Source organism: Sphingobacterium puteale, assembly GCF_003627955.1.
In the GTDB taxonomy this organism is placed as follows: Bacteria; Bacteroidota; Bacteroidia; order Sphingobacteriales; family Sphingobacteriaceae; genus Sphingobacterium; species Sphingobacterium puteale.
This window is the reverse complement of record NZ_RBWS01000027.1, coordinates 25,952-40,499: the sequence shown is the minus strand read 5'-3', so window position 1 is coordinate 40,499 and position 14,548 is coordinate 25,952. Positions and strand designations below refer to the sequence as shown.

At 35.5% G+C, this 14,548-nt stretch carries 12 protein-coding genes; all 12 read right to left on the bottom strand.

Translation table 11 applies throughout. The annotated features are described in order from the left end of the window. Positions 1-24: 24 nt before the first annotated feature. The 12 genes from D7322_RS25965 to D7322_RS25910 are packed head-to-tail and all read right to left on the bottom strand — an operon-like array spanning position 25 to position 14,382. Entirely contained in the window at positions 25-1,104 is a 1,080-nt protein-coding gene (locus D7322_RS25965; protein WP_121127103.1) for a glycosyltransferase, read from the bottom strand. Beyond that, on the bottom strand, positions 1,104-2,243 hold the full coding sequence (locus D7322_RS25960) for a right-handed parallel beta-helix repeat-containing protein (RefSeq protein ID WP_183078856.1): 1,140 nt from the start codon (positions 2,241-2,243) through the stop codon (positions 1,104-1,106). The genes D7322_RS25965 and D7322_RS25960 overlap by 1 nt, the downstream gene beginning before the upstream one ends. After that, a complete protein-coding gene (locus D7322_RS25955) occupies positions 2,216-3,499 on the bottom strand; it encodes a hypothetical protein (RefSeq protein WP_121127101.1) in 1,284 nt (427 codons plus the stop codon). Before D7322_RS25955 ends, D7322_RS25960 begins: the two co-directional genes overlap by 28 nt. After that, positions 3,492-4,502 (bottom strand): glycosyltransferase, encoded by a 1,011-nt coding sequence (locus tag D7322_RS25950; RefSeq protein WP_121127100.1) that lies wholly within the window; start codon positions 4,500-4,502, stop codon positions 3,492-3,494. The genes D7322_RS25955 and D7322_RS25950 overlap by 8 nt, the downstream gene beginning before the upstream one ends. Then, a complete protein-coding gene (locus D7322_RS25945; protein WP_121127099.1) occupies positions 4,502-5,530 on the bottom strand; it encodes a glycosyltransferase family protein in 1,029 nt (342 codons plus the stop codon). Before D7322_RS25945 ends, D7322_RS25950 begins: the two co-directional genes overlap by 1 nt. A 23-nt stretch (positions 5,531-5,553) precedes the next feature. Beyond that, positions 5,554-6,393, bottom strand: a complete 840-nt coding sequence (locus D7322_RS25940; RefSeq protein ID WP_121127098.1) for a glycosyltransferase family 2 protein — start codon at positions 6,391-6,393, stop codon at positions 5,554-5,556. 5 nt (positions 6,394-6,398) lie between these two features. Next, a complete protein-coding gene (locus D7322_RS25935) occupies positions 6,399-7,484 on the bottom strand; it encodes a glycosyltransferase (protein ID WP_121127097.1) in 1,086 nt (361 codons plus the stop codon). Beyond that, positions 7,481-8,995 carry a lipid II flippase MurJ gene (locus D7322_RS25930; RefSeq protein ID WP_183078855.1) on the bottom strand — a complete coding sequence of 505 codons (1,515 nt, stop codon included), beginning with the start codon at positions 8,993-8,995 and terminating at the stop codon, positions 7,481-7,483. The genes D7322_RS25935 and D7322_RS25930 overlap by 4 nt, the downstream gene beginning before the upstream one ends. Positions 8,996-9,004: 9 nt before the next feature. Further along, on the bottom strand, positions 9,005-9,970 hold the full coding sequence (locus D7322_RS25925; protein WP_121127095.1) for a glycosyltransferase family protein: 966 nt from the start codon (positions 9,968-9,970) through the stop codon (positions 9,005-9,007). Then, entirely contained in the window at positions 9,967-10,758 is a 792-nt protein-coding gene (locus D7322_RS25920; protein WP_147430546.1) for a hypothetical protein, read from the bottom strand. The genes D7322_RS25925 and D7322_RS25920 overlap by 4 nt, the downstream gene beginning before the upstream one ends. A gap of 11 nt (positions 10,759-10,769) precedes the next feature. Continuing rightward, positions 10,770-11,849: a lipopolysaccharide biosynthesis protein gene (locus tag D7322_RS25915; protein WP_121127093.1), complete on the bottom strand. Its 1,080-nt coding sequence runs from the start codon at positions 11,847-11,849 to the stop codon at positions 10,770-10,772. Positions 11,850-11,853: 4 nt separating this feature from the next. Next, entirely contained in the window at positions 11,854-14,382 is a 2,529-nt protein-coding gene (locus D7322_RS25910) for an SLBB domain-containing protein (RefSeq protein WP_121127092.1), read from the bottom strand. Positions 14,383-14,548 lie beyond the last annotated feature (166 nt).

Here is a 14,548-nt window from a genome sequence, read left to right as displayed (position 1 = left end):
CTTGCTATTAAATTTTCATTTGTATTAATTTTTACTCAGTTTTTTGTACAGATCAAACAGATGATTCACTGTGTTACGCAAATCATATTTTTTGGCCTTTTCGATACATCTTTTTTGAATATTGGTATAATAATCTTTGTCTTCCAACGAGACGATCTTTGACGCTAAGTCTATTACATCTCCTTTTTCAAACAAAATACCTCCTCCTTTTACAACATCTGAAAGTCCCGGTACGTTTGAGGCCACAACAGGTAGTCCCGCAGCCATTGCTTCGACAGCAGCAAGCCCAAACCCTTCCCAGTGCGAGCTTAAAATACCTATATCACAAGTTTTTAGTACTCTTTCGATATCATTTCGGATCCCGATGAATTTAACTCTGTCTTCTAAACCGAGACTGCTAACCTCTTCGACAACTTGATCTTTCTGATACCCACCTCCCGCAAGCAAAAGTTTATACCGATGATCCAATCTTAACAAACTCTTAATAACCGTGCTATGGTCTTTTTCCCGTCTAAAGGCAGCTACCATAATAAGAATAATATCTTCCTGCTCATACCCTAATATGCTCCTATTGTATTCTTTAGCTAAAATAAACTGATCTGTTTCGATACCGTTATAAATCACACAGAGCTTACTGTGATGAACTCCTAAGCTGATCAGCATTTTCCTTACCTCAGGTGTAATACAGACTATTTTTGAATATTTTAGATAAATTATTCGATCTATTATCCTAAAAAACCATGATTTTAATCTTCTGTTTCCAGTACTATGCTCCGTAAAAACCAATTTTATATTAGAAAAACTTAAAAATTTAGCAATCGCGACAAAATACATCGCAGGGAACAAATGCACATGTACTAGGTCATATTGTCGTATAATCCAAATCAACCGAAAGATATGGATTGGATTATAAACAGAACCTTTTGATAGTATAATAATATTAACACGATCATTTTTTTCAAGGCGTCGCACAAGGGGAGTGTCACTACCATCCAACAATAGCACATCAACTTGTAAATTTTCCTGCAACAAAGGGACCATTGAGACCAATAAACTTTCAGCCCCCCCCATACCTAAATTATTGATAACATGAAGTACTCTCATCAATTCTTAAAACTATTGTCAAATAATGATAGGCGAATATTTCCTTTGACCGCTTTTGATTTAGTATTGATGCTATCATCAAAAAAAAACTTATTCTTTTCAATTATATCAAGCTTGTCAATTGGTTTCTCTCGTAGTATAGCAATATAGGACCTATCTTTATTTCTCAAAGCTATTTTATCCAAATAAGAGCTGATAATATTCGATCGAAAAATGTTAAATTTAATATTGATTGGCTGCTCGTTGCTATTGAGCCCACTGGACCAAAGATAAAAAGATATCCTATTATCTAAAAGAATATTACCCTTTATAGTGATATTACCCGAGGAATTCTCGATGTGAATACCTCTATCGTATCCACTTATATTATTGCCGTAGATAACGCCATTCATTGTAAAGTCCTCAATCACAATCCCCCCACGACCGAGACTTCCGGTATATTTAAATCCATTGCTGATGGTGTTGTTCAGAAAAACAAAATTATAACTATCGGACAAGTATATTCCATCGCCATAGCTATCTGAAGGCGAGCATCCCCAAACATTAATTATATTGCAATTCTTAATTTCAACTTTCTTAAATTTCACCTTATTTATTGATCTTGATTCCTTATTGGAAATATCAATACCATTTCCGTAAAATCCACGGACCTCTATTCCATCGATCTCAACACTTTTAATATTGCTAATACCTATTCCATAAAGATGCCGAACGGAGTTATAAAACTCATTTTTTTTCCCCATACCCAGCCCCGGCCCAGTGATTTTAAAACCTCGCAATAAAATTTTTCCCTTTCCAAAACTCTTTTTTTTGCTTGTTATAAAAAAACCTCGGTCTATATCTAAATTGTCAAATTCGATACTTGTAGCAACAGACTCTCCTTTAATTGTAATTTGGTTATCAGCCATAAATTCCACATTTAAGCGTCCTTGGCAACGATACTTGCCTTTACCAAAAATTACGACTGAATTACTTTTTTGCAAAGCTGCCATAAAACATTTATTGATTACCTCGGTATTATCAAATATTCCATCTGCTTTGGCACCAAAACTATCCACATAGAAACGGTCTTGGGCGGCACAGCTTTTTAATATAAATTCCAAGAGAATTATTAATAAAATATTTTTTTTTGTGTGCATCGTTGTGTTTTTAACACGTAAAACCATAAAATCAAAAATATAAAGTAATTGATATCACCAATTCCTTTAAAATTTATGATCACTATAAATAAGCCCAAGAAAACACAAAATTTATCAATCACAACATCATTGGCCATCTTCTTTATAAGGAATAAACTATAAAATTGCTGAAAGAAAAAAAAGATTGACCCAACAACACCATAATAAAACCAAAGCCTCAGGTAACCAATATCTGTACCCATGTAATATCCGCTACCATCTATAAACTTCCCGTCACCTATGACCCATGTCTTAAAATTATCTGGGAATATATACATTGACTTCAAATGTTCGGTTGAGCTTGTGCTCCCTCCATCACCCAAAAAAATCTCAAAAGCATGAACGAAAGCACTAGACTCTGTCAGTTGCGCTATTCCGAAATATAAAACCGGAATTAATAAAACTATCAAAAATAACCCGGCCAACAGCATTCGATTTTTAGCCGTATACGTTCTTAAAATACCTTTAGAAAAGCTAATAAAAGGTGTATATAGGTAAAAAATAGCAAGCCCAAAACCAATCAGAGTAGTCCGCGCAATAAACAGCCCTGTCAGAGCGATAAATGCAAAAATAAAAATTTGAAAAAGAGCCTTTTTCTTCAATCCCTCTTGAACAATGAGAACTGCAGAGCACAATAGCCCCAATGATGAAATAACTCCCCCAGTAAAAAACGAACCTATTCCTAAACCTATAAATCTCGACTGAAATTCAATAATGCTATTGATCACCAATTGTGTATTTTCGTCTTGGTTCTGAATCATGTTAATAAGGCTACCAAAGCTAGGGAAAACGAATCCTAATGTCGTTATAAGATTATGAAAAGCAATGGCATAAACGATCAATTTTAGAATATCAATTATTGAAAAATCAGTACCCCAATAATAAAACAGGAGCTTCATCAACCCATACGAGGACAGCAAGAAGATCAACGTAAGGACAATATTCTGTACAAACCAAAAATCAAAATACCTATTTAATATTGATGAAATCAAAATAGGAAAAATGGCTAACACCGTTAAGAGTATTAATTTTATAATTGTATAATTCAAAAATATCTTACGTTTCCGCAGAATAAAATACACACCGATTAAGGCAATAATTAACCGTGTTCTCAGCACATAAGGGAAAGGCTTAAAGGAAATATGAAATAGGTATAAAAGCATTAATATTATACTACATATTTTAAACCAAGCATTTTTTAACACGCTATTATTCATATTTCAATATTCTAATCAACCGTTTGAAAACAGCCAATAAAGTAAATTTATGAAAAAATAGCTTCCGCAGTGTTTTAAGCTGTCCCCGTCTGATATGAAAGAAAATAATTTTCAAAAATTTTTCTCCTATTGTAGCCTCGAGAGAGATTATAACCAATTTTTCATTTAATTTAGCTGCCTTAACTAAAAATCGGCTATAATTCAACAGGTCATCAATCAACATATTACTAATTTGAAGTTTTTCAATTTCTGATGATAACGACAAACTGTAATGCAGCTTTGACCGGCTCTCATTCAACAGAATATTGTAATCATTTAAAATAATACGATGAATACTTGAAATTTTATTGTATCTGTCAATGGAATTATTTGATCCAATGCTGGTTTGACTTGACGGAAGCATTCTATAACTTAGTAAAAACTTAGGAATGTTTTTTATGTTTCCATATTTGGATAAATCATAGAAAAATTTATAGTCTTCACAAAACTTATAATTCCTATCAAATCTTATATTGTTTTTCCTTACAATATCGCCGTCAAACATAGCTAAAGGATGAACAATACTGCTATTAAATAATAATTCGTTTCGCATATCAGCATCACTGAGCGGATAGTATCTTTTTTTCCGATATCCATCAGGCGAAAACGCTATGATGCCTCCCGAACAAACAACAAGGTGTTCATCCTCTCTAAATGCTTTTAATTGGAATTCAAATCTTTTAGGATGGGCAATATCATCAGCATCCATTCGCGCAATATATTTCCCCTTGCTCAAACTTAATCCAATATTAAGCGTATCAATCAAGCCCTTGTTGGGTTGATCTATAAAAATAATTCGATTGTCTTGAAATTTTTTTATTATATCCCGGCTATTATCAATGGAGCCATCATTGATGATAATTAGTTCAAAATCAGAAAATGACTGCTCCAAAACACTATTTATAGCTTCAGACACATATTTATCAGCGTTATATACTGGTAAGATAACGGAAAGCAATTTCATCACACAGTAAGATAATGTTGTAGGTTTGCACTAATCCTCTCAACGTTTTTGAGATCGTTATAATATGTCTGGAATACATTTTTAAACGTTTGAAAAACCAGATTAGAATCAACAGTTTTTGCCTCAAATTCCAACAACTTAACCAAAATCGAATCGACATTTAAAGAGTCAAATTTAATCTCAAATTTACCTAGATCTATATTTCTGTCAAAGTCATCCACGATAGTGGTATAGATAGGAATAACTCCCGCACTCAGATAGGAATTCATCTTCGTTGGAGTAGACACTTTATTCACTATATGGTCTCTCCGCAGAAGAAACCCATATTTATATTTACTTAGCTCATCTTGTAACGATTCAAGAGGCACATATTTAACAAGCACATCTTTAGTCCCGACCTCCTTAATGAGTGAATAAGCCCGACTCATATCTTTCGTCAAAATAGTGAATGTGGCATTTGGATAATGTTGTTGGAAAGCCTTATAAACCTGCAAAGATTCCTTTACGCACTGCCAATTAAGAATCCCCCCCGCATAAACAAAATTCGGAGCATTATATTTGTTTTCGATCATAAACGATCGTATCTTCAAAGGGATATTGTAGCAAGGCATAATTGCGCTGCGTCCATCTAATTTTACCCCATATTTTTTTGTATAATGCTCTTTCATTGCTTGGCTGACAAAAAAAAAGAAAAAAGGTTTTCTAAGCAAAATAAATTCCATAAGAGAATATTTAACTGCTGCCAATCGACTAAATAGACTTCCATCCCCCATCATTATACGTTCTTCTGGAGCAATACCCTGAAACCAATGAATGACTTTTTTGCATTTTCTAAAAACAGCAAATGGATCATTAATTCGAATAGTAACCACAGTATCTTCACTATGAATTTTATTGATCGTATCTATGTACAAGACTTCATCAACCCCTTCAATCTTTTTGACTGCATCCCTAATTAAATCACAATAGTAGGCGGTAGCCTCAAAAAGAGCTCCTTTTGGCAAAAAAAATACAACCCGATTTTTCATTTAGTATAAATAATTAAAAAGCCTCATCGAACTAAAAGTTTTTGAATTAAGCGGTCCCTGAAACTAATAATTTGGTTTAGGATAATAGAAATTCCTACCCCAAAGGTGTTTGTTTTTTCAAAATACAATAGTTTGCTTTCTCTCATCCAAACCTTTTTTTTGTCGCTTATCTCCCCTTGAGAGCCTCCCTCTAAATGAATAATTTTACTTTGAGGGATAACATGAACTTCTTTTTTGGCCTTAAAAACCCGATGTGTAAGTTCCGTTTCTTCATAATACATAAAAAAATCTTCATCAAACCTTCCCACTTTCACAAAAAGATCCTTCGCGATACATAGATCTGCTCCCGAAACATACCCTTTTAGCCGGAGAGGGCTATTACCAAAATTAAACGTTAAGTTTTTACCAAATTGAAGTTTGGAGAGAAGCATAAAAAATAAACTATCGATATCTCGTAGAGTACCTGGAAGCCGTCTTTCAAATGAAACGCCAGGCCGCAAATTTACTTGATATAAATTGCCTCCACAAATCCCCACCTTTGGATTTCTCTCCATATATTCATAGAATTCCTTTATTGCATTATTTAGAAGAAGAGTGTCAGAGTTTAAAAATAATAAATATTTGCCTTTAGCATGCCTACTTCCTAAATTATTTCCTGCACCGAATCCTTTATTTTGCTGACTTAAAATTAATTTCACCTCTGGAAAAGCAACATTCAACTCTTCAATATCTCTGTTAGGGGAACAGTTGTCAACTACTATAATTTCGAATATTAGATCGGCAGTCTTCTTATAAATGGATTTAATACAATTTAATGTTAAATTGTAAGTGTTGTAGTTGACAATTATAATCGAAATATCCATAAACCTTATTTTAAGCTCAAATAAATATCATAAACCACTTGCTTCCAATTGTATTTTATGTCTGCATATGTTGACATCTCTTGAGGACTAGGAAGACTAAACTCATTTTGGTCACAATTTAAGATTAGTTTGGCCAATGTCTCATCGTCTTCCGCCTGAAAAATTCTACCATAACGCTCATTATCAGTAATATCTCTGGCTGCAGGAAAATCAGAAGATATAATAAAACAGCCATTCGATATTGCCTCAAGCAAAACTAATGGAAATCCTTCATGTCTAGATGTCAATACAAAAAACTTACTCTTCTGATAATAATTCATTAACTCTGTCCGATCCTTTACTTCCCCCTTGAACTCAATTTTGTCAATTAACCAGGGATAGTCTTTAAAATACTCATCAACGAACGATTGAAAACCACTTTCCAAGTGACCAATCAAAATTAATTTTAACTCTTTGGGATTTGCTAATTTAAATGCTCTTAACAAGCTTTCTGTATCCTTTTGATAGCTCCCCAAACGTCCGACAGTTAATAAGACATTTTCTTTTTCGAAATGGTTATTTGTGGAAGGAATTATTCCATTTGGTACGTGTTTTACCCTGAACTTCCCGAATTGATGAAACTGCTTAAAATCATCATAAGACTCTACACTCAACAAATCCATTTTACTCATAAGATAGTTGAAAATTTTCCGCTTCCAAGACTTCTTATAAAGTCCGGAAAAATCAAATGTACTATCAAGATCCATTTTAAAATAAAACTTAGTTCTATTGAAAGAGAGTTTCTTAATCAGATAGGCAATTGACAACGAAAAATAATTGGGGTGGAACATCATTACGATATCAAATTCTCGAATGCGCAACAACAAAAATAACAGGATATTGACATATTCGTTTCGAAAAATCTTTTTTATCCTCGCATATCTTACCCCTTTGATTTCTGTACCAAGGTATGGAAGATCCTTGGGGTCGGAATAAAACGCGATAGTAGATTCAAAGTACCCCTCATGATCCAAAAAATAAGGTATAAGACCTACATCTTTTGTGAGGTGTACATTCTCTCCTTTAGGAAAAACACAGGCTAATTTTTTCATTTAAAACCGATCTTTTTGAGTAAAAAATTCACCGCCAAATGAATCTCATTTATATTAAAAACAAAGCCAAACAGGACAAACAAAATAACCTCTATAAAGCTAATTATAGCCACCCGTGCCATTGAAGAGTGTATAGATAACTGATTAAATAAAAGAGATGTTGATAAAGCTAACCCAACCGTAACTATACCAAGGAAACAAATAAATCTTAAAAAGAATCTAATCACTAATGATTTGTCATAGGGGTAATATGTAAACATAAACACCGCAGCGAATAGATGAGAAAATAGGATACTAAAAGGAAAAATCTCGACTCCAAATTTATTAACAAAGGTGAGGTTTATAATGATAACTGCTAACTGAGTTATTGTACCTGATAATGCATTCATTTTGTTTTTCCCAATTGCCAGCATACAGGTTCCAAAAACAACATAAAGAAATACTGTAAATGCGGCTAAAGAATAATATTTGTTTAGTTCAATAATCTCAAGTAAGGAATTATGGTCTACGGAAGATTTACCATAAAAAAACATCATTAAATCCCCTGACCCGACCATCATGAAGACACAAAAGAAACCTATTATTAGTAGTCCTAAACCAAAAGAATCCAAAAAGCACTTATCAAATTCACTTTTATTATTATTGACGAATAAGCGTGTTATCGTCGGGGTCAGTACCGTCAACACAATGCTAGAGATTATTACATTTATCATATCTGGAAACTTCTTCGCAAAATCTATTATAGAAACCGCCCCAGTACCGACGGAAGATATGAGCTTCTTTTCAATGACGCTATTAATCTGACCGATTAAATATGGAACAAACAATGGTAAAGCAAACAGAAAGAAAATTCGAAAATAACTAAATTTAGGTCTAAACTTCTTAAAAAGGGGTATTTTTAACTGCTTTATTTTATAGATTATAAAGAAAATAAGTAGTAATAAACTTATAATTGAGGCCAGCAACAAAACATATATTCCCAACTTATCTACAAGGAATATCAGTATGAGAATATTTAATATCTGAGAAAAAAAGCTTGCGATTTCGGGTACAATAAATGAATTGAATGCATTCAAAATTGATATACCAATTAAAGAAGCTTGGTTAACCAGTAAAATTGGAGCTACTAAACGTAACATCTCAATAAGCTGTTGCCGTCGTTCGGCACTATATCCAGTTGATATGACGTCTACAAAGGAATCGGTAAACAAAAACAAGATAAGGACAATAAGACATGAGAATAAAAACATGTAAAAAAGTAGCGACTGCGTTGCTGCAATAGCTTTTCCTGGGCCATCAAGTTCTTTTATGGTAACAAATTTAGCTCGGAAAACATCATTTATAGGTCCCCACACCGCAGCATCTAAAGTAAGTATCAGAGAAAAAGATAATAACCAAATATCTTTTTCAATAGATACTCCAAAATATTTAGCAATCAATGTGTAAGAATACAGTGATACAGGTATCTTTAAGATTTTAAGCAAAAACAGAAGAGTAGAAATACGTCTCAATTTACAAATTTAAGTAAGGAAAACATCTTTAAACTTTTGCATCACATTAACAGGAGAAAATTGCTCATATCTTGCCTTTGCAGATTTACCTAAATCACTTGACATCAAAATTGATTTCAATTCTATCTCGGAGCTGTAATAGTACGCATTATCTCCTAAAGTTTCTATGTGAGATCGTTCAGGTGAATTTGCATATGTTATAATTGGGACATCCCGTATTGCAAATTCTCCGATAGCCATTCCAAATGTTTCTCCCCGCAAACGAGCATGTAACATGGCAAAACATGTATTGACAAATCTAGCCTTATATTCCAAATCAGAATTGGGAGGAAGGAAAATTATGTTTTCGTATTTCCGATCTCTTTGCCAAAAATATCTTGGTTTCGTAAAATCATCTACACCCATAAAAAGGAAATAAATATTTCTATTGTCTTTTGCTATACGCTTAACCAACTTCTTAACAAAATCGATATCGAAACTATCTGCCCCACCATAATAACCAAAAACTCTTGCAGTTTCTGGAATATTCAAATCGCGATGCAGGCTTTTTTTTGTAAATGGGAGATCAATGATATGAGGCACGTAAGTTGCCCCCTGTCCTACTTCCTTTGCCAGCCAATCTGACACATAAGCGTAAACGTCCCCATGTGGTTCATAAACTTTAAATACTGCATGTACACAACATTTACATTTGTCTGTACTAACTTGGTCCCTCTCCCCACTCTTGATGGCATAAAAAACATCCGGTTTTTCCTTCTCAATAATAATAGACAGATCTTCAATTGTTTCATAAGAAAAGACTTTAAATCTATTCTTAAATTTAGCAATTGCGGATTCTGAATTATATAAACTCGACTTATTATAAACAATAATAGACTCGTTTCCGAGCAGTTCTACGTTGTAATGAGCATAATCATACAGAGCCACAGACGTCCCCCTATAGCTTAACTGATTTTCGTGAAATAGAACTTTCATTTTTTTAACTTATCTAATATTTTAGCACCTATAATCTTTAGTCTTTGGAAAGTTGAATATTTGATCAAGTCTTCATGTTTGAAAAGACCTTCTCCATGAGCAACTTTAAAATGCTGCCTGGGCCACCAATATGCTATTTTTCTCTCTAAATCAATCGACTCTCCCAAAAATTCTTTAGTCACCTCAATATAAAAATCCTTTTTGAACATGCAGGGATTATTTGTCCAATTGCCATATCGAGAGGTTGTAATAAAATGCTCTTTATACTTTGTTATTTTATCAGGGAATGCTAATGCAGGATCTAACCAGTGTATAGAGTCCAATAAATGTGGGCTAGTTATCTGGTGCCATTCATCGTAATACTCCAGCTCCCTCCCCTTCAAACTAAAAGAATAATGTGGATAACCAGGACGCTTTCTATGCCTATATCGAACTACATGAAACCCCTCGTTTAATAAAGAAAGACCTTGATTTAGTCGTTTAAAAACGATTTCCTTAGGTTCGATTAGCTCCCAATCATGTTCCAATAATATGATATGTTCATTCTTTGCCCTCGCCGCAAGCGTAGCAAAAGCTCTGCCTATACCAATATTTTCTTCAAATCCAATATAATCGATTTTAAATTTTTGTGCTAGCTCCAAATCCTCATCCGAAATTTCCTGAAAGAGAATGAGAATCTCATCACAAACATCAAATAATCCATTTCTTTTATAAGAGTTTAGAACATTTTTTAAATTTCGATGGCTTTTCCATGCCAAAACAGCTATGGTTATTTTTAATTTTTCCATACTTTGATGTCCTAATTGAGTTTTGAAATCCACCAGCCGACAGAAAAAACAAATACTAAAATAATAGAACACACTAATCCTCCTATGATCGAATAGGAGAAAACAGAAAATGTTTTTTTATTGATTGGATATCTTGGCTCATCCAAAATTTCAATCAAAGGAGTTTCTTTCATAAGGCCCATTTTCGTTAACTCTAGATTTTGAACTAACTGGCTCAAAATAGCTTTGTTAGTCTCAGCGGAAAATTGAGATCGTTGAGTTGGGGCGATTCTTTGTGACTGACGGGTTGGATTTAAGTTTGGTGTCGCATCCAAAACTGACGCCATTGCACCAATACTGGCATTCATCACAGCCTTTACAGAGTCAGTCTTATGTTGCAATATGGAAATATTATCTAAAGACTTCTTTGTTTTTGTTCTTAAATAAAATTCGTTTACTTGTCTTACCAATGATTCATTAAACTCTTTAGAAAAGGTTTCATCAGTAGACTGTATATCTATTTTAAAAATCGCAGACTTCTTATCTAACTTCCCAACAAGAAGATTGTTCTTATTAATATCCAAAACAACTTTTTGTAAAATACTATCTCTAGATCGTTGAAGCCTCGGGTCTTTATTAGTCTTAAAGTTAATGATTGTTCGTTTGGTAGATTTGTCTTTATCCTCACCTTTAGAGGTAAAAAGATTTAGATATCTATCTATCAACAATAAAGAACTGTCGCTTGGCGATGGTAATAACAATGTCGCTTCGAGCATCTTTCTGGACTTATAAAGTTCAAGAAGATTATCCCCTTGAAAAATACCTTCGTTTCCACTGCCCAAATCTACTCCCATCATTGAAGCAATACCGGCATATTGCCCCAAACCACTTCCCTTATCCGCCCCTTCCAATACAAAAGTTGTAGTAGCTGTATAAATAGGTTCTTGCCTGTTAGCATAAAAAAAGCCAATCCCCCCCCCCAATATACCAGCAATAATTATAATATACCACTTAGAAAGTAAATATTTTAGCCAGGACTGAAATTTCTCAAACAATTCTTTTAATGAAATTTCATCAGTTTGATTTTCCTGAATATTTTGTAAATTTCCCATTATTTTAGCGCAACAATGATACAATAATAGCTGCCAACGATGCAATCCCCGTTCCTAGACCAACCCAACCTTGCGCGCTCATCCGCTCTCTTGGAGCACGCTTCGGAACGACAATCTCCGCTCCCGGCTTCACCTCAGGATATCCTCCGGATTTACCTTTCACCGCACCATTTGCATATTGAACAAAAACCCGTTTTTTCAGCGCATTATCCGTAAATCCACCAGCTTGATTGATATAGTATTTCAAATTTTTACCTTTGACATAAACCACATTATTAGGGTTCAGGACTTCACCTGCCACCTTAACTGTTTCCAGTTCTTTTGGTACAGTAATAATATCCCCATCCAAAACCAATAAGTCGCCTTTTTCGTAAGGTTTTTCCAGAATTTTATTCAACTCAATCCCGACAAGATCACTTGGTTCAACATCAGCAGCAGACATTCCTTGCTGTGATACCTTTGCTAGTGCTTTATTTTTTGCCTTAGCACCGTTTGCGCCCTCCTCATTTTCTTGTTCTTGGTTGTTATTTTTTTCTTTTCCGTCTTGGTCCAAACTATCTTGCTCCAATTCTTTTTTCAGACGCTCTTTTTCTTTCTTTTCCTCTGCTTTTAATTTAGACATACCGGTTCGTCTTAACGAAGCGCCTTCGGTATAAGCATAGGTAGTCAATCCCCCCGCCCGCTTGACGATGTCGGAAATACGTTCATCTTCACGCGAAATGGTATAAATGCCCGGATAGCGTACCTCGCCCTCAATCGTTACTTGTCGCTGTGTACGGAACCCCGCGTCACCTAAGACCGAAACAACATCGTAAGGTTGTAAAGCAATCGTCGGATCTGTAAGGATACCATCTTTAATATCGACTAAAATCGTCTGCGAAGAGCTGTGATCGTCCACATTACGCTGTTTAAGTCTTCGGGCAATCTCCACACGTGCATTTTTAGCAGCTTCGGTCAGCCCGCCAGCCTTTTGAATCACATCGCCCAGCGTAGCATTGCTAGCGAAAGGCAAATCACCTGGGAAACGTACCTCACCCTGAACGGTAAATTTATACTCGTCTCGTAAATCAAAAATAGAGGCGATCTCGATTTTGTCTTCGCGTTTCAATGGAATGTCAGCAACTGTGCCAGCCAATACCTCTCGCACATTGAAATTGATTAGTTCAGAACTATTATCTGCTTTCAGGCGATTGATGATTCCGCGCTCCAAAAAAGCATCCTCACGCACGCCATCCGCCATCTCAAGCACTTGTTTGAGTGTCAGCCCCGGTTCTAAACCAAATATACCCGGACGGAATACCGCACCAAGGACAGAAACCCGATTAGCATAACGTTCTAATATCGGCGCTACAATATATTGGTCACCTCCCTTAGGCGTATAGTTGGCAAATTGATCGGAATAGACATCCTGAACACTGCGCTCACGCCCTGTTGTTTGCAACACCTTTATCTTAGCCGTATAAGCATTCTCCGTGAAATCGCCAGCATAGCGCAAGATATCGGATAAGGATTCTCCAGCTACAGTCTCGAAAATAGCTGGTCGTTTTACTTCACCTTCAAACTGCACACGCGCCCCATATACAGGAATATGAATAATATCCTGATCCTGTAAACGTATATTACCCTGTTGTATACCGTTGGCCAAAAAGTCATACACGTCGATCGTACTCACAACACGATTACCACGAATTACCTGGATCTGACGGTAGGTACCGTTTTTATTGGGACCGCCAGAAGCATAGAGCGCGTTGAAAACCGTAGCTAAAGACGGTAGGCTATAGGTGCCCGGTTTGGTAACCGCTCCGGTCAAGGTGACGCGGATGGTCCGGATATTGCCAATTGTTACGCTTACATTAGTTCTTCCTGAACGAATAGCAGGGTAGGTACCGCTCAAACGTTGCTCAATTTTACTCTTTGCTGCAGCGATGGATAAGCCCGCGACACTGATCTGGCCAACATACTCCACTTTGATCATTCCATCGGGGTTAACTGGCAATGTATAGGACGCCTCATTATCTCCTGTAATATCCAATAAGATCTCATCATCGGGACCAATAATATAAGAGCTTGGTGTCGCCATCCGAAGATTAGGCTCGAACGTAATGCTATTATTTTTAAATAGATCTGCGCCAAAAATCTTCAATTTTCCATCGTCTTGCTGAAGAGAATCGGGATTATTGTTTTGTTTATGCTGTAAGGAATCGGTATTATTTGATCCGCCAACCTGACGCCCTGTTGTGCGGGCCGAGATAGCGGTATTATTATTTCCCTGATATTGATTGGGCTGTTGCTTCTTGCGTTTAATTTTCGCCAAACGATCTTTTAGTTTTTGCACTTCAACAGCAGATACTCCTTGTGCGCGGGCAAAACCATCCAATTGGCTTTCGTCATAGCCCATTAAAGCAGCCTGTTTTACATATTGCTCAATCTGGGCATCCGTCAGATTATCTACTTTGATATTAGCAGGATTGGTCTGTGCGTATACTGAGCCCACAAATCCGATCATGCAAAACCATAAAATTACTTTTTTCATTCGATATATTGGCATTTGCCGCAAAATTAGTAAAACTATTTAATTAAATCGTCTAAAATATTTACACCTGGGGGCTTAAACTGACAAGAAAGTATTCTTTACGTCCTTCTTAAATCCCCCACTATCCAGGCTTCTAACGTAAAAGATGGTTCTATCGCTACGCGAG